We start from the raw sequence: 22,446 nt of genomic DNA on the forward strand, positions 1-22,446 counted from the left end.
TCACCTAACTTTGGGAAGGCTACCCTATTCTTGATCGGCAGAGACGCCTACGTCAGGGAGCGCAATGAGCGGATTCACCCCCTTCCCCCCGGACCGCGCGAGCCACTATCGCGAGTCGGGATACTGGGCCGGCCAACACCTTGACGAGATATTGCGGACGGCCGCGACGCAGTGGCCGGAACGGCCGGCGATCGTCGACGATTCGACTCACTTCACCTACGCCGAGCTCGACCGTCGAGCCGACGCCGCCGCCGCGGGGCTGTCCGCCCTGGGCATCGGGCCGGGGCACAGCGTGCTGGTTCAGTTGCCGAACAGCTGCCAGTTCGCCGTCGCGCTGTTCGGTCTGCTGCGGTCCGGCGCGCTGCCCGTGCTCTGCCTGCCCGGCCACCGCGACGCGGAACTGGCACACTTCGTCGACGTCAGTGGTGCGGTCGGGATCATCGTGGGCAGCGACCCCGCCTTCGACTACCGGGCGATGGCCGAGCGGCTTGCGCAGCGCCCCAACCCATTGCGACACGTGATCGTCGACGGTGATGCGGGTCCGCACATCGCGTGGTCCCGGCTGTGCGAGGAGGACGGAAGGGCGCCGCGGCTGCAGCGTGACACCAGCGGTCCAGCCCTGCTTCTGGTGTCCGGTGGCACGACGGGCGCCCCGAAACTGATCCCCCGTACGCACGACGACTACGTCTACAACGCCACGGCCAGTGCCGCACTGTGCCGGCTGACGAGCGACGACGTTTACCTCGTCGCGCTGCCTGCCGGCCACAACTTTCCGCTCGCGTGCCCCGGTCTGCTCGGCGCGATGAGCGTGGGTGCCACCGTGGTGTTCGGCCGAGACCCCAGCCCGGAAGCAGCGTTCGCCACCATCGTCCGCCACCGTGTCACGGCCACCGCGCTGGTGCCCGCGCTGGCCCGGTTGTGGGCGCACGCCTGCGAATGGGAGGAGCAGCTTCCCACCACGCTGCGGCTGCTCCAGGTCGGTGGCGCCAAACTGGCCGCGGACGATGCCGGCCATATCCGGTCCGTGCTCACCCCTGGCCTGCAGCAGGTGTTCGGGATGGCCGAAGGGTTGCTGTGCTACACCAGGATTGGGGATCCGCCGGAGATCGTCGACCACACCCAGGGCAGACCGCTGGCCGATCACGACGAGTTGCGCATCGTCGACGATGCCGGTGCCCCGGTGCCCGACGGTGAGCCGGGAGAGCTCTTGGTGCGCGGGCCGTACACCATCAACGGGTACTTCCGGGCTGAGGCGGAGAACCAGCGTTCGTTCACCCCGGACGGCTTCTACCGCAGCGGGGACAAGGTCCGGCGGCTCGCCAACGGGTATCTGGAGGTGACCGGAAGGGTCAAAGACGTCATAGTTCGTGGCGGCGAGACCGTGGCCGCGCTCGACCTGGAAAGCCATCTGCTGACCCATCCACGGATTGCGGCCGCCGCCGCGGTCGGCCTGCCCGATCCTTACCTGGGCGAGAAGATCTGTGCAGCACTCGTTTTCCGCGGCAGCCCGGTTACACTGCCCGAGCTCAACGAGCACCTCGACGCCCGCGGTGTCGCTGTGCACTGCCGACCGGACATGATCGCGCCGATGCCCACGTTGCCGACGACAGCGGTGGGCAAAGTCGACAAACGATCCATCGTTGCGCAGTTGAGCGGCTGAGCGGACTCACCGCGCGACGAGATAGGGGGCCAGACAGGCCATCTTCTCGCAGGTCTCCTCGAACTCCCGCTCGGGCGTCGAGGCGGCGATGATGCCCGCACCGGCGCGCAGCCAGGTCCGGGAATCGGCTTCGTACACCGCACGCAACGCCAACGCGGCATCCATCCCTCCGTCGGGGGTGAACATCGCGACCGCACCGGAATACAGACCCCGCGGCATCTCGTCGAGCCGCAGAATCGCCTCGACCCCTGGACCTTTCGGGATTCCCGACGCCGTTACGGCGGGGAACAGGGCCTCGAGCGCGTCCATCCGGTTGCGGGTGGGAAGCAGGGTGCCGCCGACCGTCGAGCCGAGGTGCTGAACGCTCCCCCGCTCCCGCACGGTCATGAAGTCGGTCACCGCGACGCTGCCCGGCTCGGCGACCTCGGCGATCTCGTCCTGAGAGGTTCGCACCGACAGCGCGTGCTCGACGATCTCCTTGGCGTCGGATTCCAGATCGTCCCGCGCCGCGCGGTCGTCGTTGGGTCCGCGCCCGAACGCTCTGGTGCCGGCCAGTGGTTCGGTCACCACGGCGCCGTCGCTACGCACCGCCGCCACCAGTTCGGGACTGAAGCCCAGAGCGCGAATTCCCCCGTACCGCAGCAGAAATGATCGGGCCGGGGTGTTGTTTCTGCGTCCCAGGCTGTACGTCGCCGGGAAGTCGACGGAGAACGGCACGTCGACGGCTCGGGAGAGGATGACCTTCTGATAGCGCCCGGCCCGGATCTCGGCGACCGCCGCCGCGACACGATCCCGGTACCGGGTGGGGTCGGCAGTCACGTCCACCGCGCCGACCCGCCCGTTGAGCCGGTCCGGTTGCAGTGCCCGGATCGCCGCGTCGAGCTCCTCGTCACCGTTGACCGCCTGGATTCCGTCATCCGAAACGATCACCCGGCTCCGCGGGGTGAAGATGCGGGCCAGCGGTGCGTCCAGCGGAAGCTTGTCGAACAACCCGTGGCGGTACGCGCCGAATTCGAAAGCGATCCAGCCGAATGCCGGCTCACCATCGACCAACGTGGACTCCAGCGCGGCAGCAAGTACATGCGCCGGACGTCCGCTCCATGCATGGGCGAGCACCGTCTTTCCGTCCCGGATGCGGCATTCGTCGCGATCGAGCTCGACGGACGTCCGCGCGCCGATCGCCAATGTCCAGCGGCCGTGCTGCTCGTAGATGAGGTAGTCGTCCCCCGTCTTTTCGGGAACGGCGGCTGCCAGCTGTGCGACCACTTCGGCGGGTGTCATGCCCTCAGGAGTCTCGGCCCGGGTGGCCGACTCGATCGGTGCTCGCGGTGCTGCGGTCACGTCGGTCATATCGAGAGTCCTCACTTGAAAAGCCGGGCCCCATGTGGGGCCCGGCTCTTCATAGGTGTTACTTGGCGTCCGACGAGCTCGACGACGAGCTCGAGGACGAGCTCGACGACGAGGCCTTGCCGCGCGGACTGCGGGCGCTACCTGCGGTCGACTTCTTGCCGTCGGTGGCCTTACCGGCCGAGCCGGTGTCACCGCCCGCCTTCGTCGACGAACCGGTGGCCGTCTTCTTCGCGGTCTTGCTGGCCGCGGCCGGGACCGAAACCTCGCTCGTGGAGCCGCTTTCCGCGGTCTCGGTCGTCGTGCTTTCGGTAGAGCCGGCCGCCGAGGTCGCCGTGGAGGTCGCCGTGGATCCCTCGGTCGTGGTCGTGGCCACCTCGGTGGTACCGGCCGTCACTGCCTTGGTCTGCGCCGATTCCGCTGCTGCGGGAACCGCGGTCGCCGCCGGGGTGCTGCTGGCCGTCGTCGTGGTGACCGGGGTGATGGCCTTGGCGATCGCCTGCGGGATGGAGACCAGCAGCCGGCCCAAAAGACCGATCGACGGACCGGTCACGGTCACACCGTTGGCCGGGTCGGTCGGGGGTGCGACCGGGATGAAGGTCAGCAGAGCCGGGAACGGCGCGGCGGACTTCGGGTTGTTCCAGCCGTTGAGCACGGCGTTGACGAACAGGCCGGGGGTGTTGACCACGGTGTTGATCGCTCCCACGGCGTCGCCGGCGGACACCGACTGGACCAGACCGCCGACGATGTCTCCCGCGGTGGCCAACACGCTCAGCGCCGCACCGTAGATCGGCTGGAAGATGCCGTTGACCAGGGTGGTGCTGCTGAAGATCGCACCGACGGCATTCGCAAAGTTCTGCGCGATCTGTTGGGGGATACCGGGATTCGGCACGGTGCTGCCGCGGGGGGTGTAGGTCAGCAGAGCGTTGTAGATCGGCGTGATCGTCGCCAGCGCGCCGTACAGCACGAAACTGCTCAACTGGTTGACGATTTCAGCGTTGTTGCCCTGGTCGATGGCGACCTTCAGATTCGCCAGGAACGTCCCGCCGCGACCTGCCATGTAGGTCTCCCAGCCGGCCGGAATGCCGGCGATGGCGTTGCCGATCTCGGTGGCGTAGCCGAGCTGGTTGCGAGCGACCTGAGACAGAACGGGCAGCGGATCGGCCGCGATCGCCTGGGTCAGAGCAGCGATGTTGGTGACCGTGTTGGTCACGATCTGCGGGTAGATGGTCAACGGTGAGGAGGTGACCGACAGGCCGGTCAGCTCGACCGCCTGGATCGCCCGCCGCTGAATCTCGTCAGGCAGCGACTGAGTGGCCGGACCGGCGACCAGTGCGCCCGCGGTGATCATCGCCGCACCGGCGATGGTGAATCTGCTGGCGCGGCGCGCCGAGATTGCCGGGCTGGCAACAAAATCAGCCCCCGAATAGTTGACAGCGGCGTGCACGAAATCTCCTTCTGCAAGATATTGACGAGTAAGTATCGCCGTCGGAGATTAGCCAAGACTTACCTAAGTTTCAATAGGTACGCCTAACCATACTTAGTCGAGCTCAGCAGCCCGCTCGAACGCGTAGAGCGCCATGCGCCGGTTTGACATGTCGAACTCGCCGAGAAACTCACATCCCGCGGCTTCGCACACCCGTCGGGCAGCAGCGTTGCGGTGGTCGGGATCGAACATCACCCGCCGGCATTGCGGCTCGACCGCGAACAGGTTGGCGATGATCTGGGGAAGCAGGTCGAGACCCACACCCCGGTTGAGAAGCCCCGTGTTGGCGATGGCGGCATGCAGGCCGAGATCGTACGGATCCGCGTCATAGCAGGGGGCGATCGAATCCTTTGCCGCCCTGTACAGCTCGAGGTACCCGTCGTCGGCACCGCCGAGGCTGACGATCAGCGGCAGGGAATAGGTGCCGTCGAGTTGCGCCTGCAGATGCCGGCGCCAGCGGTCGACGGGCCAGTCGTATTCCCACGCCTGCGCCAGATGCGGCCGGCTCATCCATTCGGCAACCATGTCGGCATCGGCGGCAGTCGCCGCCCGTATCCCATACGGCGGATCGACGGTCGGTACGACCGGAGCCGGGACTCGAGCCACCTCCAGTGGCAGGTCGGCACGCGCGCGGGCAAGTACAACCTCGTTCATCGCGCGCAGCGTAGCCCAACGACCGCGTTGATGGTGGCCTCCCGCATTGCCCTCATCACCATCACGAATGCGGTTGAATGGTCCGGTGGCCGATACCCGCCGCAGCCGAGCAATCGCCGCCGACCCGCAGAAGATCTGGGACGTGCTGGCCGACTTCGGCGCGATCAGTTCGTGGGCCGACGCCGTCGACCACTCGTGCCTACTGGATCACGGAACGGCCGGTGGCACCGTCGGCACATCGCGCCGCGTGCAACTCGGGCGCACAACGCTCGTCGAACGGATCACCGACTTCGACCCGCCGCACACACTTGCCTACGACGTCGAGGGACTCCCCCCGCTGGTGCGCCGCCTTCACAACAGCTGGACACTGCGGCCGATCGCCCGGGGTCTCACCGAGGTGACGCTGACGAGTGCAGTGACCGTGGGATCCAATCCGCTGCAACGGATTGCCGAACGAGTATTGGTTCGCGTGTCCGCCAGCCGGCTCGACCGTCTACTCGCTTGCCTGGCAGGAGAATTGGAGGGCCACTGTGTCCGAAACGCTTGAACGTCCCGACATCATCATCGTGATGACCGACGAAGAGCGCGCGACTCCGCCGTACGAGGCCGACGACGTCCTGGCCTGGCGGCAGCGAGTATTGAGCGGCCGGCGGTGGTTCGACGAGCACGGGGTGAGTTTCGGGCGCCACTACACCGGCTCACTGGCCTGTGTGCCGAGCCGCCCGACGATCTTCACCGGACAGTACCCCGACCTACACGGCGTCACCCAGACCGACGGCATCGGAAAGGTATTCGACGATTCGCGAATGCGGTGGCTGCGCCGCGGCGAGGTGCCCACCCTCGGTAACTGGTTCCGCGCGGCGGGCTATGACACCCACTACGACGGCAAGTGGCACATATCGCACGCCGACCTGACCGATCCCGAGTCCGGTGCCCCGCTGGCGACCAATGACGATGACGGCGTCGTCGACCCCGCTGCGGTACGGCGCTACCTCGACGCCGACCCGCTGGCACCGTTCGGATTCTCCGGCTGGGTCGGCCCCGAACCGCATGGCGCGGGACTGGCCAACAGCGGCGTTCGGCGCGACCCGCTGATCGCCGACCGGGTGGTGACCTGGCTGCAGGATCGCTATGCCCGCCGCCGTGCCGGGGACGCGACCGCACTGCGGCCTTTCCTACTGGTGGCCAGCTTCGTCAACCCGCACGACATCGTGCTGTTCCCCACGTGGGCGCGACGGAGCCCGTTGGAGCCCTCACCCCTGGACCCACCGCGGGTTCCGCCCGCGCCCACTGCAGGAGAAGACCTGCGCACCAAGCCCGCCGCGCAGATCGCCTTCCGGGAGGCGTACTACTCCGGGTATGGCCCCGCGGCCGCGATCCAACGCGTTTATACCTCTGGCGCACAACGCTATCGGGATCTCTACTACCGGCTGCACGCCGAAGTGGACGCGCCTATCGACCGGGTTCGCCGGGCGGTGACCGACGGCGGCTCGGAGCATGCGGTGCTGGTGCGCACCGCCGACCATGGCGATCTACTCGGTGCACACGGTGGACTCCATCAGAAATGGTTCAACCTCTACGACGAGGCAACCCGCGTGCCGTTCGTGATCGCGCGGGTCGGCGCCGGCGCGACAGAGCAGCGACTGGTATCAGCACCAACCTCTCATGTGGATCTGCTGCCCACCCTGCTCGGTGCCGCGAGCATCGATGTGAAGTCCACTGCTGCAACGCTTTCCGAATCCTTTACCGAAGTACACCCGCTGCCGGGACGCAATCTCATGCCGATCGTCGACGGGGCTCCCGCCGACGACACACGTGCGGTGTACCTCATGACCCGTGACAACATGCTCGAAGGTGACACCGGCGCCTCAGGTCTTGGACGCCGCCTCAAGCAGACGGTGAATCCCCCTGCGCCATTGCGCATCCGGATTCCGGCACACACCGCCGCAAACTTCGAAGGGCTCGTCACCAGGGTCGACGGTCACCTGTGGAAGTTGGTGCGCACGTTCGACGACCCGGGCACCTGGACCGAGCCGGGGATTCGGCATCTTGCCGCCAACGGTGCGGGGGGCGAGGCGTATCGCACCAGTCCGCTCGACGATCAATGGGAGCTCTACGACCTGACCGACGACCCGATCGAGGCGATCAATCGCTGGACCGATCCCGAGCTACACGAGCTGAAAGCGAATCTGCGAACCCAACTCAAGCAGGTGCGCGCCGATGCGGTTCCCGAGCGCAACAATCCTTGGCCGTACGCATCACGACGGCCACCGGCTCCGCGACGCCGGCGCCTGTTCGGCTAGCGGTCTTTACTCCGAGGCGATCTGGTGGCTGTCGACGAAGACCAGGGTGCCGGCATCGGTGAGAACCGCCCAGCGCCGCGCCGCATCCGAGATGTGCACGTCCCCGACATCGACCGCGTGGCCGGCCAGGTCGCCGAAATCCTCGACGACGACGCCCCGTACCTCGTCGTCGGTGTCGACATAGACACGGACGCGCTGATCGACGGCGATCTTATCGTCGCCCTCAGCGCGCTTTCCCGCTGACTTCTTGACCACCCAAATACCTTCCCCGGCACCAAACTGTCTGGTCAGTAGAGCACGTTCAGGCCCGATTCGGGTCCGGAATCCGTGGGATCGGTGGCGTGATCGACCACAATACCTCGCTGACATCCGGTCCGGGGTTGTCCCAGGAATGCGCCGCCTTCGCCGAGAAGGTGTAGCAGTCGCCGGTTTTGAGGACCGATTCCTGACCATCGACCGTCAGGCGCAGGCACCCGCGCAGCACGAAGACGAAGATGGTTTCGGACTCCAGTGTGTAGGCCCCGCCCGTCCCGCCGCCGGGGCGCAGCACCGTCCGCATCACCTGCAGATTGCGTTCGGTTTCCGGCGTCAGCAGATACTCGCGGATTCCGGTGCCGCCCATCTCTACTGGGGCGCCACCGCCCCGCACGACGGGCGAATCCGGATAGTCGAACAGCGAACCCACTGAGACACTGAGGGTTTCGCACACACGGAGCAGGTTGGGTACCGAGATGGTCGTCTGACCGCGTTCCAGAAGACTCAAGAAACCTTTGGTCAAACCGGCCGAGGAGGCGACAGCTTCCAACGTCAGCGCACGCTCTTTGCGGAGCTCGCGCAGCTTCGGGCCCAGCCTGGTCATCCAGCCGTCGACCCCCGCGAGAACCTCGACGCCGGTGCCGTCCTGCATCGGGACACCTCACTTCGGCGGACGGCCAGCACCCTGCCCTTGTGGCATGGGAGTTTAGCGGTATATAACTTCGTTAAGTTTTACACCACTAAACCCTGAGGACGAAGCATGAGTCTGTACGCGGTGGTCGACCCGAAATCCGGTGAAGTCGTGCGGGAGTACCCGACGGCCACCGACGAACAGATCGAACAGGCGCTGGCGTCGGCCGCCGCCGCCTTCCGGGACTGGTCGAAGACCTCGACCGTGGCCGACCGGGCGAACCTGATCCGCCGGGTGGCAGCCTTGCACACCGAGCGTCGCGAGAAGCTGGCCGAGATCATCAACCGCGAGATGGGCAAGCCACTGGACCAGGCCCTCGGCGAGGTCGACTTCAGCGCGGCGATCTACGAGTACTACGCCGACAACGCCGAGAAGTTCCTCGCCGACGAGCCGATCGAACTGCTCGACGGCGACGGCAGCGCGGTGATCAAGCGCGGCCCGGTGGGCGTCCTGCTGGGCATCATGCCGTGGAACTACCCGTACTACCAGGTCGCACGGTTCGCCGGGCCGAACCTGACGCTGGGCAACACGATCGTGCTCAAGCACGCCCCACAGTGCCCGGAGTCCGCCGAGGCCATCCAGCAGATCTTCGACGACGCCGGCTACCCCGAAGGTGCCTACGTCAACGTGTACGCGACCAACGAGCAGATCGCCGACGCCATCGCCGACCCGCGGGTGCAGGGCGTGTCCCTGACCGGTTCCGAGCGTGCCGGTGCCGCGGTCGCCGAGATCGCCGGGCGCAACCTGAAGAAGGTGGTGCTGGAGCTCGGTGGCTCCGATCCGTTCATCGTGCTGTCCAGCGACGACCTGGACGCGACCGTCGAGGCCGCGATGGCGGGCCGCTTCGAGAACACCGGTCAGGCGTGCAACGCGGCCAAGCGGTTCATCGTCTCCGCCGACCTTTACGACGAGTTCCTCGACAAGTTCACCAAGAAGGTGGTCGAAGCGGCCGACGGGCTGGCTCCATTGTCGTCGGTGGGCGCGGCCCAGCGGTTGGCCGAGCAGATCGATCGCGCGGTGGCCGACGGCGCCAACCTGGTCTCGGAAGGCAAGCGTGACGGCGCCTACTTCCCGCCGGGTGTGCTGACCGGGGTCTCCCCCGACTCGGCGACCTATCGCGAGGAACTGTTCGGTCCCGTGGCGATGGTCTTCAAGGTCAGTTCCGAGGACGAGGCCGTCGAACTGGCCAACGACATCCCGTTCGGACTCGGCTCGTATGTCTTCACCACGGATGAAGAGCAGGCCAAGCGGGTAGCCGACAAGATCGACGCCGGAATGGTGTTCGTGAATGTGGTCGGCGCCGACGGTGTCGAGCTGCCGTTCGGCGGAGTGAAGCGCTCCGGTTTCGGACGGGAGTTGGGCCGGTTCGGCATCGATGAGTTCGTCAACAAGAAACTGATCCGGATCGGATAACCCATGAGCACCACCACGGCTCCGGCCAAGAAGGACATTTACACACCGCTGGAGCTGTTCGCGACCGACCGGTTGCTCGACTCCGACGAGCGCGACATCGCCGCCACCGTCCGCAAGTTCGTCGACACCCGGCTTCGGCCGAATGTCGAGGATTGGTTCGAATCCGCGACCCTGCCAAGAGAACTCGGCAAGGAGTTCGGCGACATGGGCCTGTTGGGCATGCACCTGCAGGGTTACGGCTGCGCGGGGACCAACGCGGTCAGCTACGGCCTGGCCTGCATGGAGCTCGAGGCCGGTGACAGCGGGTTTCGCAGTTTCGTGTCGGTCCAGGGCTCGCTGTCGATGTTCTCGATCTACCGGTACGGCTCCGAGGAGCAGAAGAACGAGTGGCTGCCCCGCCTGGCTACCGGCGAAGCGATCGGATGCTTCGGCCTGACCGAGCCGGACTTCGGTTCCAACCCGGCCGGGATGCGCACCCGCGCGAGGCGCGACGGAAGCGATTGGGTGCTCGACGGCACCAAGATGTGGATCACCAACGGTAATCTCGCCGATGTGGCCACGGTGTGGGCGCAGACCGACGACGGTGTTCGGGGATTCCTGGTACCGACCGACACCCCCGGGTTCACCGCCAACGTGATCCACAAGAAGCTGTCGCTGCGGGCCTCGGTCACCTCCGAACTGGTGCTCGACAACGTGCGGCTGCCGGCGTCGGCCCAGCTGCCGGAGGCCACCGGTCTGGGTGCGCCGCTGTCGTGCCTCAACGAGGCCCGATTCGGGATCGTGTTCGGCGCGCTGGGAGCGGCACGCGACAGTCTCGAGACCGCGATCGCCTACGCGCAAGAGCGTGAGGTCTTCGACCGGCCGCTGTCGAGTTTCCAGCTGTCACAGGAGAAGCTGGCCAACATGACCCTCGAGTTGGGCAAGGGCATGCTGCTGGCCGTTCACCTCGGCCGGATGAAAGACGCCGAAGGCGCCCGTCCCGAGCAGATCAGCCTCGGCAAGCTCAACAACGTCCGCGAGGCGCTGGCCATCGCGCGCGAATGTCGAACCCTGCTGGGCGGCAGCGGGATCACGCTGGAGTATTCGCCGCTGCGGCACGCGAACAACCTCGAGTCCGTGCTCACCTATGAAGGCACCTCCGAGATGCACCTGCTGTCGATCGGACGGGCGCTGACCGGCCAGGCTGCGTTCCGCTGAGGTGACCGACGCGACCGAACTGCGGCATCTGATCGCCGGAGAATGGCACGCCGGCCACGGCGAAGTCATCAGCAGTATCAACCCGACCCGGCCGAGTGCGGTTGTCGCCGAGGGACTTTGCGCAACACCGGCCGACGTCGACAGTGCCGTCGGCGCGGCAGGCGAGGCGCTGAGAGGGTGGGCCCGCACACCCATCCATGAGCGTGGCGCCGTCCTGCTGGCGGCGGCCGCTGTGGTCGAGCGCAACGCCGCAGCGTGGGGCCTCGAACTGGCGACCGAGGAGGGCAAGACCAAGGCCGAGGGCATCGGCGAGGTTCGCCGGGCCGCTCAGATCCTGCGGTACTACGGCAACGAAGGCGACCGCCAGGCCGGCGAGATCTTCGCCTCGCCGCGGGCAGGCGAGCAGATTCTGGTGACCCGCAAGCCGCTCGGTGTCGTCGCCGTCATCACTCCCTTCAACTTCCCCATCGCGATCCCGGCGTGGAAGATCGCCCCGGCCTTGGTCTACGGCAACGCCGTGGTGTGGAAGCCGGCGACAACCGTTCCGCTGCTGGCGATCCGGCTCGCCGAGGCGCTGACGTCAGCCGGCCTGCCGGCGGGCGTGCTCAACCTGGTGATCGGCGAGTCTGCAATCGGTGAGGCGCTGGTCGAACACCCCGACATCGCCGCGATCAGCTTCACCGGCTCTACCGCAGTAGGCCGTCGCATCGCCGCCTCGGCCGCGGCCCGGGGCGTGCCGGTCCAGGCCGAGATGGGCGGAAAGAACGCGGCCATGGTCCTCGACGACGCGGATATCGAGCTTGCCCTGGACCAGGTGATGCTGGGAGCATTCCGCTCCACTGGCCAAAAGTGCACGGCCACATCACGATTGATTGTCACCGAAGGAATTGCCGACCGGTTCCTCGACGAGCTCGCGACCCGGGTCGACGCGCTGGTCGTCGGCGACCCGACCGACGAGGCGACGCAGATGGGTCCGGTGATCACCGGTGCTGCACAGCGGAATATCTACGGGGGCCTGGGCACCGCCATGAACCAAGGCGCCGAGGTGCTGGCCGGTGGCGAGCCCTACTTCAAGGGCCTGCTGGCGGAGGGCTTTTTCGTCGCACCCACGCTGGTGGAGTTGAGCGAACCGGCCGACATCTGGTCCGAGGAATTGTTCGGCCCGGTACTGGCCGCGCGGCGCGCCACAGATGCCGACGAGGCGTTCGCATTGGCCAACGAGAGCGAATTCGGGCTGTCGGCAGCCATTTTCACCCAAGACCTGACCCGCGCACTCCGCGCTGTAGAGCAGATCGACGTCGGGGTGCTGCACATCAACTCGGAATCGGCTGGGGCAGATCCGCACGTACCGTTCGGCGGGGCGAAGAAGAGCGGGCTCGGACCAAAAGAGCAGGGCACCGCGGCCCGCGAGTTCTTCACCCACACCACCACGGTGTATCTGCGCGGCGCGGCAGATTGAGTGAGTACCGAGGACGGCGATTCGGCCGACGTATGACGCCTCAGTACTCACTCAACGGCTAGTTCGTTTCGGCGGCACGCGCCTGCTGGCGCTTCTCCTTCTCGACGTCGGCCAATTCGTCGAGGCGGTCGGCGTCCTTGCGGATGGCAACGGCCTCCCCGCGCTTGTCGGCGGCGCCGTCCAGCTTCGCTTGGGCGGCCTTGGTCGCCATCTTCTCCGCAGCGGTGATATTCGCCTGCTCGGTCTGCTTGGCGTTCTCCACTGCCGCGGTGCGCTGCGACGCGGCCTTGTCCGCCCGCTCCTTGACCGCGGCTGCGCGGTCGGCAGCGTTCTTTGTGGCCTCCCGCTTGCGCGCCTCGGCCTGCTGCCGGGACTGCTGGACCGTCTTCTGCTTTGTCGCGACGGCATTTTGCCGCTGCTTCTCGGCTTCTTCTTGACGGGCCTTGAAATCCCGGCCGGCCTCGCGCACCTCTTCACCCGCCTGGGCATCCAACTCGGCGGCAAGGCGAAGCGCCTCACTGCGGTCGGCCAGGGCCGCGCCCCGCTCGGCAATGTCGGGCGCATTGAGCAGATTGCCGACGGCCACATCCAGCGCCCCGAGCGAGCGCTCGTAGATCAACCGTGCCCGCGACTCGCTGTCGAAACGGGCGAACACCTGCTCCTCCACGATCTGCAGCGGCACTCGGGCTGTTCGATACTGCAAGCGAAGAATCGCAAAGGGCAGGTCGGAGATTTTCATTGAATTCCTTTTTCGTTCGATAGTCGTTGTCACTCAGGCAAATCCGCGTCTTTAGTCAGCTCGTGGGCTTCGCTTCTGAGTCGATCTGCCTCTGCCCTGGCCGAGGCGGCGGCGCGTACCGAGTCCTGGTGATCCTCGGCGGCAGCCTCGGACTTCTCCCGAGCCTGCTCGGATTCCAGCCGGGCTCGCGCCTCGGCGCCGGTGACTCGGCGCTGGGCGTCTTGTTCGGCTTGTGCGGACGCGGCGGCCGCCAGCTGGTGGGCGTCCTGCTCGGCAGCGCGCTTCTGAGCGGCCGCCTGGCTATCGATGAGCTGTTCGGCCGACGCGGCCCGGCTGCTCACCTGGACGCGGGCGTCGGCTCCGGCGGATCTGGCCTCGGCCTTCTGCGATTGCGCCTCGGCCGCCTCGGCATCCGCGACCGCTTCGGCCGCGTTGGCTTTCTTGCGATGCTGCGCTTCGACCTGGTCGAGTTGCCCCTCGGCGGTCAACGAATCGTTGCCGGTAACAGCGCCGAAGGCCTCTTTGACCTTGCCCTTGATCGAGCCGATCAGGCCGGCCCGCGCCTGCTCGGCATTGTTGTGTTCCATCGTGTCCTCTCATGGAGTGCGTAAACACACGTGTTCCACCAGAGGTGAAGCCGAAACCCTTTGGGCGTCTATGGCTCGACAGTGACCTTGATCGCCTCGCCGCTCTTGACGATTTTGAAGGCGTCGAGCACGTTGTCGAGCGAAATATGTCGGGTGATCAGGTCTTTGACAGGGACCTGCCCGGTGGAGATGTACTCGAGCGCACGCTTGTTGTGCTCGGGCGCTGAGCCGTTCGCGCCGTGGATGTGCAGCTGGCGGTAGTGCACCACGTTCGAGTCGCAGGTGATGGTCGGGTTGGTCTTGGGTAGGCCACCGAAGAAGGAGATGCGCCCGTTGCGCGCGGCCATCGCGATCGCCTGCTCCTGGGTGATGTTGGCGGCCGTCGCGGTGATGATCACATCGGCGCCACGGCCGCCGGTCAGCTCCATGACCTTGGCGACGACGTCGACGTCGGCGGCGTTGATCACCCCGTCGGGGTGGACTGCGTCAGCAGACATCGCCAGGCGGCTGTCGTTGACGTCGACGAGATACACCGGTCCACACTTGTGCACGCCGCGGGCGATCCGGATGTGCATACAGCCGATCGGGCCCGCGCCGAAGACGACGACGGTGTCGCCCTCCTCGATGCCCAGCAGCTCCTGGGCATTGATGGCGCACGCGAAGGGCTCGGCGGCGGACGCCTCGTCGAAGCCGACGTTGTCGGGAATCCGGTTCAGCCCGTCGACGGCGAGGACCTGCTTGGGAACGATCATGTACTCGGCGAAACCGCCGTCGTACTGGTAGCCGACCGACGTCTGGTTCTGGCACACCGCCATCCAGCCCCTGCGACATTCGTGGCAATGCCCGCACGGCACCGCGGCGATGACCTGCACCCGGTCGCCGATCTGCCAGTCGCTGCCGTAGGTCTGATTGACCTCGGCCCCGACCTCGACGACCTCGCCGGCGATCTCGTGGCCGATCGTCCGCGGCGGGGTCAGGTTCTGGTGGCCGTTGTAGAAGATCTTGACGTCGGTGCCGCACGTCGAACAGTTGCGAACCCGGATCTTGACCTCATCAGGCCCGCAGGTGGGCTCCGGGACATCCTCGAGCCGGACATCCTCGGGTGCGTAGAAGCGCAGGGCTTTCATGGCGATCGTCCTTCCTACGGGTGAGCTGACCCACACTCTAACGATATTCCGGGCACAAAACCACAGCCATTTCTGCCCGTTTATGACCGGATGCTTGCATCCATGCCCATATGTGGGTTTTACTGGTCGTTAGATGTGATCGGCATCACCGAAGAATCGGAGGCACCGAGTTGTCCACCACCGAGACACCACCGCGGACCGGGGCACGGGTTCATGTTCAGAAGCTGGGCACGTCGCTGTCGAACATGGTCATGCCCAATATCGGCGCCTTCATCGCCTGGGGCCTGATCACCGCCCTGTTCATCAAGGCCGGCTGGCTGACCGGGATCTTCCCGGGTCTGCGCGATCCGGGCGGTTGGGTGGCCAAGATCGGCGGCTGGGGGGACTTCGCCGACGGCGGCATCGTCGCGCCGATGATCACCTACCTGCTGCCGATCCTGATCGGAGCCACCGGCGGCCGGATGGTCTACGGAATCCGCGGTGGCGTGGTCGGCGCAATCGCGACCATGGGCGTGATCGCGGGCACCGACATCCCGATGTTCCTCGGCGCGATGATGATGGGGCCTCTCGGCGGTTGGGTGATGAAGAAGGTCGACGCCATCTGGGACGGCAAGGTTCGCCCCGGCTTCGAGATGCTCATCGACAACTTCTCGGCCGGCATCGTCGGGCTGATCCTGGCCGCCTTCGGCTTCTTCGGAATCGGTCCGATCGTGTCGGGCTTCAGCCACGGCGCCGGCCGGGTGGTGGATTTCCTGGTCGCCCACGACCTGCTGCCACTGACGTCGATCTTCATCGAGCCGGCCAAGGTCCTGTTCCTCAACAACGCGATCAACCACGGGGTACTCACGCCGCTGGGCACCACTCAGGCCCTGCAAACCGGCAAGTCCGTGCTGTTCCTACTGGAAGCCAATCCCGGCCCCGGACTGGGAATCCTGCTGGCGTTCATGGCATTCGGACGAGGTGCCGCCAAGGCATCGGCACCGGGCGCGGCGATCATCCAGTTCTTCGGCGGCATCCACGAGATCTACTTCCCGTACGTCCTGATGAAGCCCAAGCTGATCGCCGCCACCATCCTCGGCGGCATGACCGGCATCTTCATCAACGTGCTGTTCGGATCCGGACTGCGCGCACCGGCCGCACCGGGCTCCATCATCGCCGTCTACGCCCAGACCGCCACCGGTAGCTACCTCGGTGTCACGCTGTCGGTAGTGGGCGCCGCTGCAGTCTCATTCGCGGTGGCCGCGCTCCTGCTCAAGACCGACCGCTCCGACGACGACGGAGACCTGGCCGCCGCGACCGCGGGCATGGAGGCACTCAAGGGCAAGAAATCGAGCGTGTCCTCGGCGCTGGTGGGATCCGCCGACGGGGCTGCATTTGCCGGCTCCGCCGACGGGGCCCCCATCACCAACATCGTGTTCGCCTGCGACGCCGGAATGGGCTCGTCGGCGATGGGCGCTTCGGTGCTGCGCAAGAAGGTTCAGGGGGCCGGCTTCTCCGACGTCAAGGTGACCAACCAGTCCATCGCCAATCTCACCGACACCTACGGACTGGTGGTCACTCACCGGGATCTGACCGCACGCGCACGGCAGAGGACACCGTCGGCGGTCCACGTCTCGGTGGACAACTTCATGAACGCGCCGCAGTACGACGAGATCGTCGAGCTGCTCGGAAAGGCCAACGGCGGCAACGGCACTGCGGCCACTTCGGTCGAACCAGCCGATGAGGCACCCGGCGAGGACGTGCTGGCCCTCGAGTCGATCGTGCTGGCCGGGACGGCCACCACGCGCGACGGGGCGATCAGCGAGGCGGGCCGGTTGCTGGTGGCCGCCGGCGCGGTTGAACCGTCCTATGTGCACGCGATGCACGAGCGGGAGGGCTCGGTGTCGACCTATATGGGCAACGGCCTGGCGATCCCGCACGGCACCAACGAGGCCAAGGACGCCATTCGGCGCACCGGGATCTCGTTCGTGCGCTACGCCCAACCCATCGACTGGAACGGCAAGCCCGCCGAGTTCGTGGTCGGCATCGCCGGTGCGGGCAAGGACCACATGGCGTTGCTGACCAGGATCGCCGGGGTGTTCCTCAACAACGACGAGGTGGCCCGGCTTCGGAACGCCACGAGTGCCGACGAGGTCCGGGCGGTGCTCGGCGGCGACGGCGGGTGAGAATACCGAGGTGGATTCGGACACCCGCCAAGGCCGCATAGTCGAGTTCGCCCGCACCAGGGGGCGAGTCGAGGTGGCGGCGCTGGCCGAGGAACTCGACGTCGCCGCCGAGACGATCCGCCGCGACCTGAAGGTGCTCGCCGGTCGCCGGATCCTCAAACGCGTGCACGGCGGCGCCATACCGCTGGAGACCGCGGCATTCGAATCGACCGTCGAATACCGCAGCCAGGTCGACCTCGCCGAGAAGCACCGGATCGCCGGGGCGGCCACCGAGCTGTTGCACGGAGCCGAAACGGTGTACCTGGACGAAGGTTTCACTCCCCGGCTGATCGCCGAACGGCTGGCCGATCAGGAGCTGACGGTGGTGACTTCGTCACTGCTGGCCGCGGAGGCGCTGGCACACAGTGAGTCGGTGACGGTCCTGCTGCTCGGCGGCCGGATGCGGGGCCGCACGCTGGCGACGGTGGACCATTGGGCTACCGACATGCTCGGCAGCCTGGTGATCGACGTCGCTTACCTTGGCACGAACGGCATTTCGCCCGAGCATGGCCTCACCACGCCCGACCCGGCCGTCGCCGCGGTGAAGCACATGGCAGTCAAAGTCGCCCGTCGCCGGGTTCTGGTGGCCGCGCACACGAAATTCGGCGTCAGCAGCTTCTGCCGATTCGCCGACGTGGCCGATTTCGACTCGATCGTGACCGGCACGGAGTTACCCGCCGCCGATGCCCGCCGGTATGAGGCGATGGGGCCCGCCGTCGTGCGAACCTGACTCGGCCGGGAGGCCACAAAAGGCCCCGAAAAACTATGCCTCACCGCCGAGTTCATTCTGTCGCCGCTCGGCGTCGGCCCGGTCCGGTGTCATCTCAGACTGGTCCAGCCACGTCTGCACATCACCGCCAAGACGGTCGGCGGAGAGGTTGGCAAAGTCCAAGGCGAGCACCGCCATGGCTGCCAGCACCTGCATGGCCCGCCCACTGCGGTGAATCTCTGTCATGAGTTCGCCCAGTGAGTGGTTGTCGTCGTCGCACAACGCGGAGAGGTACCGCCGGGCGTCGGCGAACTCCCGGTCGACATGCCCGGCCCGGCTACGGAAATCGTCCACCGAGGGCAGTCCGTCGGGCTGTTCGATGCTCATGCGCGCGCCTTCCGGTGGTAGGTCAGCCGATGATCCCCCCGGTCACCACGCCGCGCCGCTACTGGCGAAACCCTAACCGCTGAACGACGCCGGGCGAGGCCGTTCAGCCGGGAACGGCCCACCGGAGCCCTGGCGAATTCGACGGCGGAGCCTTGGTTACGGTACCGTAGGTTACTAGTGGGTAACTTAGGAGGTTCCATGACTGGGCTCAAGTACGTGCGGCTGCACGGCGAACTCGTCGCCTACCGGGACAGCGGGCACGGCCCCACCCTGGTGATGTTGCATGGGATCGGCAGTAGTTCACGTACGTGGCGCGCGGTCACCCCCCAGCTGTCCGAACATTTCCGGGTGGTGGCACCGGACCTGCTCGGTCACGGCCAGTCAGCGAAGCCGCGGACCGACTACTCGCTGGGCGCCTTCGCGGTGTGGTTGCGAAATTTCCTCGACGAGTTGGAGATTCCTCGGGCGACGATAGTGGGGCACTCCCTCGGCGGGGGTATCGGCATGCAGTTCGTTCACCAGCATCCCGAATACTGTGAACGGCTCGCGCTGATCGCCAGTGGCGGACTGGGGGCCGAGGTGGGCCTGAGTCTGCGGCTGCTCGCCTCGCCGGCCGCCGAACTCATCGCACCGCTGATCGCACCGAAATCAGTTGTTGCCGTGGGCAATCGACTTCTGAGCCGGCTGGAATCGGTCCGGCCACCTCAGATGGCGACGACCGAGACGTGGGAAGCCTATGCCTCGCTGTCAGATCGCCCCACCCGCCAAGCATTTCTGCGCACCCTGCGCTCGGTGGTCGACTACCGCGGGCAAGCGGTCAGTGCTCGTTCACGGTTGGACGTCACCCACGGCCTGCCCGTCTCACTGGTGTGGGGCGAGCAGGACCCGATCATCCCCGTCGCCCACGCTCGGGCTGCGCACGACGCTCTTCCCGGTAGTCGGCTGCTGATCCTGCCCGGCGTCGAACACACACCTCAGCTGGAAGCGCCCGCCGCCGTTGCGGACTCGCTCGAGGCCTTCGTCAACTCGACAGCACCGTGGACGCCGATGGCGACGGCGTGACGCCCTAGTCGCACGGGCCACGCCGGGTGAGCCGGTGGTACAGCGCGGCGGCCTCAGTTCTGTTGGCGGCACCCAATTTCCGCAGAATGTGCTTGACGTGTACTTTCACCGTGTTCTCCGTCAGGAACAGGGTGGCGGCTATCTGCGCGTTCGTCTTGCCGAGGGCGATGCTGCGCAACACATCCCACTCCCGCGGCGACAGCCGTTCCGTGGCTCGCTCGGCGCGCGGCAACGATGACACCGCGGCCAGCCGTGGTGGGTGCTGCTGGGCCGACGGGCCGCCAGGACCGTCGTCGCCGGCCCGGTCGCCCAGGGATGTCGATGCCTGGTTGATCACTTTCAGCCGGTCGGCGAGTTGGGCCCGCTCGATGGCCAGACCCAGACCGCCGGCGTACAGGCCGAGTAGGTCGCGGTCGATGTCCTGGACACTGCGGTCCGGGTAGCGGTCAGCGTGGATCATCGCCACCGGAGCGCCCCACACATGGACCGGTGCGGCCACGTAATCGGTGGTCCGGGTGAACTTCACGATCTTGTGGAACACCCGGGGATGAGATTGCGCATCGCACACCAGGATTGGGGCGCCACTCAGCAGCATCTCGGATTCCAGCAGTTGACCGGCCAACTGCTGAGAGTGCGCGGTTCCGAAAGCCACGAGCTGCTCGGCGAAATCGGCATCACCAGCGGTGTAGGCGTTGTGCGTCACCCAGATCCCGTGGTCGATCCTGGAGAACAGAACGCGGGTGAACCCGATTCGAGCCGCCGCCTCGGCCGCCAACCCGAGTAGATCGTTCATCGATGACGCCACAACCAGTTGCCTGACGGCATCCTGCACGCCGGCGACGAGACCGCCGGAGCCGGGCTCCTGCACGGCGCTTCGCGCCCGGGCGGTGCCGCCCACCACAGCGGGCAGACGGCTCAGCGAAGTCCCGCCAGATGTCTTCACCGCGGTGTCGAGACGACCGATCACCTCCGCGAGCGTACGCGGTATGGTGATTTATGTCTATAGCTGATAACAGCCATGGACCCGATCGAGCAGCTGAATCTGCCACGCAATAACGCTATTTCTCTCGTCAATGTACTTGTTTGTTACGTTCTGCAACCGGCGCGGGGGCGATCTGGGAGGATGTTTCAATCCGGCCGTCAGGAAGGGACACTCCAGCGATGCAGCCAACCGTCCCGGCCGTCAGACGCAGACCCAAGGACCGCAAGAAGCAGATCCTCGATCAGGCCGCCCGGCTGTTCATCGATCGCGGGTTTCATTCGGTGAAACTGGAGGAGATCGCGGAGGCCGCCGGGGTGACGGCTCGCGCCCTGTACCGCCATTACGACAACAAACAGGCGTTGCTCACCGCGGTGATCCTGAACGCGCAGGACGAGTACCAGAGCTTTCGCAATCCTGAGGGTCGCACAGCCGAGGCGACCGCCCGCCCGCTCCATGACGAGTTGGCCGACCTGATCGCAGCGGCCGTCGAGACCCGAGCGCTGACGGTGCTGTGGCAACGCGAAGCCCGGTATCTCACCGACGACGACCGTGCCGAAGTTCGGCGGCGGATCAACGCCATCGTGGCAGGCATGCAGGCCGGCGTGCGCCTGGAGATGCCCGACCTGAGCCCCCCGCATGCCGAGCTGCGGGCGTGGGCGGTGTCCAGCACCCTGACAAGCCTTGGGCGACACAGCCTCAGCCTGCCCGGCACTGAGCTGAGGAGCGTCTTGTACCGGGCGTGCATGGCGGCCGCCCGCGCCGCACCGGTCGGGGCACTCAAACCGATCGAGGGACCAGCAGGCCGGGAGTCGGTGGCGTTCTCGCGGTACGAGACGCTGTTGGCGGCAGGTGCGCAGTTGTTCCGTGCCCGTGGATATCCCGCTGTGAGCACCGCAGACATCGGCAAGACCGTCGGAATCGCCGGGCCCGGCCTGTACCGTTCCTTCTCCTCCAAGCAGGCCATCCTCGACACCCTGGTACGCCGGCTCGACGAATGGTCCGCCCTGGAGTGCATCCGGGTACTCCGCACCAATAGTCCTGCGGCACAACGGCTTGGCCAGTTGGTCGCCGGGCGAGTACGGATCAGCCTGGACGACCCCGACCTGGTGTCGGTGTCGATCACCGAACTGTCCTCGGCCTCCGAGGAGGTTCGAGACAGTGTCGTCAGGAACCAGGCCGACCGCGATGGACTGTGGATCGACCTCATTCGCACACTTGTCCCGCAGACCACCGTCGCGCAGGCCCGACTACTGGTCGCGGCCGCGGTCAGCTTCATCGACGATGTTTCGCGGACATGGCATCTCACCCGCAGGACCGACGTCGCGCAGGAGATGACCGATATCGCGTTGGCGATCTTGACCAGCCAAGCCGACGCACCCTAGCAGTCCGGCGACAAGACCGATCACCACAGGGCCGCGAGGGTTCCGCCGTCAGCAACCTGTGTCGTCCCGTTGATCATCGACGCGTCGTCGGAGAGCAGGAATGCGACGATGCCCGCCATCTCGTCCGGTCCGGCCATCCGGCCCTGCAGACGGCCGATCATCGTGTCGGCCCCGCCCTCTCCGAGCGCCTCGTCGAACATCGTCATCGCGGTCTGTTGCATCGGGGTGTCGACGAACGCCGGCAGCAGGGCATTGGATCGCACGTTGGCCGTGCGGAGTTCGGCGGCGGTGATCCGGCTGAGGTGAATGATCCCCGCCTTCGACATCCCATAGGCCGCGGTGCCCGCGGCGGCGACCTGGCCGCCGAGTGAGGACATGTTGACGATGGCCCCACCGCCGCGCTCGACCATTCGGGGCGCAGCGTGTTTGGTGCACAGCCAGGCGCCGCGCAGGTTGATTCCGATCACCCGGTCGAAGTCAGCGACTTCGGTGTCCAGCAGCGGGGCGAAATGCACGACACCGGCGTTCGCGACCAGCTTGTCGACGCCGCCGAACTCCGCGACGCACGCCTCGACCATCCCGGCCACCTGCGACTCGTCACTCACGTCGACCTGATGACCGACGGCACCGCCGCCGATCTCGGCCGCCGCGGCCTTCGCGGTATCGGCGTTGATGTCCGCGCACAGTACCTGGCACCCTTCGGCAGCCAGCCGTTTGGCGATGGCCAGACCGATGCCCGCACCCGCCCCGGTCACAATCGCCGACTTGCCGGCCAGGTCGGGATGCGTCATCGCTTCTCCTC

The 22,446-nt window shown here is 66.6% G+C and carries 21 protein-coding genes; 10 read left to right on the forward strand and 11 right to left on the reverse strand.

Going from position 1 to position 22,446, the window contains the following annotated elements; all coding sequences use genetic code 11:
* The first annotated feature begins 64 nt into the window (after nt 1–64).
* On the forward strand, nt 65–1,660 hold the full coding sequence (locus G6N32_RS25990; protein WP_115318265.1) for a (2,3-dihydroxybenzoyl)adenylate synthase: 1,596 nt from the start codon (nt 65–67) through the stop codon (nt 1,658–1,660).
* Nucleotides 1,661–1,666: 6 nt separating this feature from the next.
* On the opposite strand, the gene G6N32_RS25995 is transcribed toward G6N32_RS25990, so the two are convergent.
* The 3 genes from G6N32_RS25995 to G6N32_RS26005 form a co-directional block, all read right to left on the reverse strand.
* The gene (locus G6N32_RS25995; RefSeq protein ID WP_115318264.1) at nt 1,667–3,010 is read right to left on the reverse strand and encodes a salicylate synthase; all 1,344 of its coding nucleotides are present in this window, start codon (nt 3,008–3,010) and stop codon (nt 1,667–1,669) included.
* Nucleotides 3,011–3,068: 58 nt separating this feature from the next.
* Nucleotides 3,069–4,454 carry a hypothetical protein gene (locus G6N32_RS26000; protein ID WP_115318263.1) on the reverse strand — a complete coding sequence of 462 codons (1,386 nt, stop codon included), beginning with the start codon at nt 4,452–4,454 and terminating at the stop codon, nt 3,069–3,071.
* A gap of 93 nt (nt 4,455–4,547) precedes the next feature.
* Nucleotides 4,548–5,147: a GNAT family N-acetyltransferase gene (locus G6N32_RS26005; protein WP_115318262.1), complete on the reverse strand. Its 600-nt coding sequence runs from the start codon at nt 5,145–5,147 to the stop codon at nt 4,548–4,550.
* Between the two features lie 67 nt (nt 5,148–5,214).
* Between G6N32_RS26005 and G6N32_RS26010 the strand changes: the two genes are divergently transcribed.
* Both G6N32_RS26010 and G6N32_RS26015 read left to right on the forward strand, forming a co-directional pair.
* Nucleotides 5,215–5,694 (forward strand): SRPBCC family protein, encoded by a 480-nt coding sequence (locus tag G6N32_RS26010; RefSeq protein WP_172507234.1) that lies wholly within the window; start codon nt 5,215–5,217, stop codon nt 5,692–5,694.
* Between the two features lie 22 nt (nt 5,695–5,716).
* Entirely contained in the window at nt 5,717–7,450 is a 1,734-nt protein-coding gene (locus G6N32_RS26015; RefSeq protein ID WP_232077832.1) for a sulfatase-like hydrolase/transferase, read from the forward strand.
* A gap of 6 nt (nt 7,451–7,456) precedes the next feature.
* Here the strand turns inward: G6N32_RS26015 and G6N32_RS26020 are convergent, their stop codons facing one another.
* Both G6N32_RS26020 and G6N32_RS26025 read right to left on the reverse strand, forming a co-directional pair.
* Nucleotides 7,457–7,705: a hypothetical protein gene (locus G6N32_RS26020; protein ID WP_115318260.1), complete on the reverse strand. Its 249-nt coding sequence runs from the start codon at nt 7,703–7,705 to the stop codon at nt 7,457–7,459.
* 46 nt (nt 7,706–7,751) lie between these two features.
* Entirely contained in the window at nt 7,752–8,357 is a 606-nt protein-coding gene (locus G6N32_RS26025; RefSeq protein ID WP_232077348.1) for a helix-turn-helix domain-containing protein, read from the reverse strand.
* Between the two features lie 108 nt (nt 8,358–8,465).
* Here G6N32_RS26025 and G6N32_RS26030 point away from each other — a divergent pair, with 108 nt between their 5' ends.
* The 3 genes from G6N32_RS26030 to G6N32_RS26040 are packed head-to-tail and all read left to right on the forward strand — an operon-like array spanning nt 8,466 to nt 12,465.
* Entirely contained in the window at nt 8,466–9,809 is a 1,344-nt protein-coding gene (locus G6N32_RS26030; protein ID WP_115318259.1) for an NAD-dependent succinate-semialdehyde dehydrogenase, read from the forward strand.
* Between the two features lie 3 nt (nt 9,810–9,812).
* The gene (locus G6N32_RS26035; RefSeq protein WP_115318258.1) at nt 9,813–11,006 is read left to right on the forward strand and encodes an acyl-CoA dehydrogenase family protein; all 1,194 of its coding nucleotides are present in this window, start codon (nt 9,813–9,815) and stop codon (nt 11,004–11,006) included.
* 1 nt (nt 11,007) lies between these two features.
* Nucleotides 11,008–12,465: an aldehyde dehydrogenase family protein gene (locus tag G6N32_RS26040; RefSeq protein ID WP_115318257.1), complete on the forward strand. Its 1,458-nt coding sequence runs from the start codon at nt 11,008–11,010 to the stop codon at nt 12,463–12,465.
* Nucleotides 12,466–12,523: 58 nt separating this feature from the next.
* Here G6N32_RS26040 and G6N32_RS26045 read toward each other — a convergent pair whose 3' ends face one another.
* The 3 genes from G6N32_RS26045 to G6N32_RS26055 all read right to left on the reverse strand — a co-directional run bounded on the left by G6N32_RS26045 (nt 12,524) and on the right by G6N32_RS26055 (nt 14,918).
* A complete protein-coding gene (locus G6N32_RS26045) occupies nt 12,524–13,204 on the reverse strand; it encodes an IF2 family translation initiation factor (protein WP_115318256.1) in 681 nt (226 codons plus the stop codon).
* 29 nt (nt 13,205–13,233) lie between these two features.
* Nucleotides 13,234–13,791, reverse strand: coding sequence for a CsbD family protein (locus G6N32_RS26050; RefSeq protein WP_115318255.1), 558 nt, complete (start codon nt 13,789–13,791; stop codon nt 13,234–13,236).
* A gap of 68 nt (nt 13,792–13,859) precedes the next feature.
* A complete protein-coding gene (locus tag G6N32_RS26055; protein ID WP_115318254.1) occupies nt 13,860–14,918 on the reverse strand; it encodes a zinc-dependent dehydrogenase in 1,059 nt (352 codons plus the stop codon).
* A gap of 110 nt (nt 14,919–15,028) precedes the next feature.
* Between G6N32_RS26055 and G6N32_RS26060 the strand changes: the two genes are divergently transcribed.
* Together G6N32_RS26060 and G6N32_RS26065 are read left to right on the forward strand one after the other, a co-directional pair.
* Entirely contained in the window at nt 15,029–17,083 is a 2,055-nt protein-coding gene (locus G6N32_RS26060) for a PTS mannitol transporter subunit IICBA (protein ID WP_115318253.1), read from the forward strand.
* 10 nt (nt 17,084–17,093) lie between these two features.
* Nucleotides 17,094–17,852: a DeoR/GlpR family DNA-binding transcription regulator gene (locus G6N32_RS26065; protein ID WP_115319015.1), complete on the forward strand. Its 759-nt coding sequence runs from the start codon at nt 17,094–17,096 to the stop codon at nt 17,850–17,852.
* Between the two features lie 33 nt (nt 17,853–17,885).
* Here the strand turns inward: G6N32_RS26065 and G6N32_RS26070 are convergent, their stop codons facing one another.
* The gene (locus G6N32_RS26070) at nt 17,886–18,218 is read right to left on the reverse strand and encodes a hypothetical protein (RefSeq protein WP_115318252.1); all 333 of its coding nucleotides are present in this window, start codon (nt 18,216–18,218) and stop codon (nt 17,886–17,888) included.
* A 198-nt stretch (nt 18,219–18,416) separates the two neighbouring features.
* Here G6N32_RS26070 and G6N32_RS26075 point away from each other — a divergent pair, with 198 nt between their 5' ends.
* Entirely contained in the window at nt 18,417–19,280 is an 864-nt protein-coding gene (locus tag G6N32_RS26075) for an alpha/beta fold hydrolase (protein WP_115318251.1), read from the forward strand.
* Nucleotides 19,281–19,284: 4 nt separating this feature from the next.
* On the opposite strand, the gene G6N32_RS26080 is transcribed toward G6N32_RS26075, so the two are convergent.
* On the reverse strand, nt 19,285–20,247 hold the full coding sequence (locus G6N32_RS26080; RefSeq protein WP_147291976.1) for a response regulator transcription factor: 963 nt from the start codon (nt 20,245–20,247) through the stop codon (nt 19,285–19,287).
* A 194-nt stretch (nt 20,248–20,441) separates the two neighbouring features.
* On the opposite strand from G6N32_RS26080, the gene G6N32_RS26085 reads away from it, so the two are divergent.
* Nucleotides 20,442–21,644, forward strand: a complete 1,203-nt coding sequence (locus tag G6N32_RS26085; RefSeq protein ID WP_115318249.1) for a TetR/AcrR family transcriptional regulator — start codon at nt 20,442–20,444, stop codon at nt 21,642–21,644.
* Between the two features lie 20 nt (nt 21,645–21,664).
* Here G6N32_RS26085 and G6N32_RS26090 read toward each other — a convergent pair whose 3' ends face one another.
* Nucleotides 21,665–22,435, reverse strand: coding sequence for a glucose 1-dehydrogenase (locus G6N32_RS26090; protein WP_115318248.1), 771 nt, complete (start codon nt 22,433–22,435; stop codon nt 21,665–21,667).
* Nucleotides 22,436–22,446: the final 11 nt, after the last annotated feature.

Source organism: Mycolicibacterium aichiense, from assembly GCF_010726245.1.
Taxonomy (GTDB): domain Bacteria; phylum Actinomycetota; class Actinomycetes; order Mycobacteriales; family Mycobacteriaceae; genus Mycobacterium; species Mycobacterium aichiense.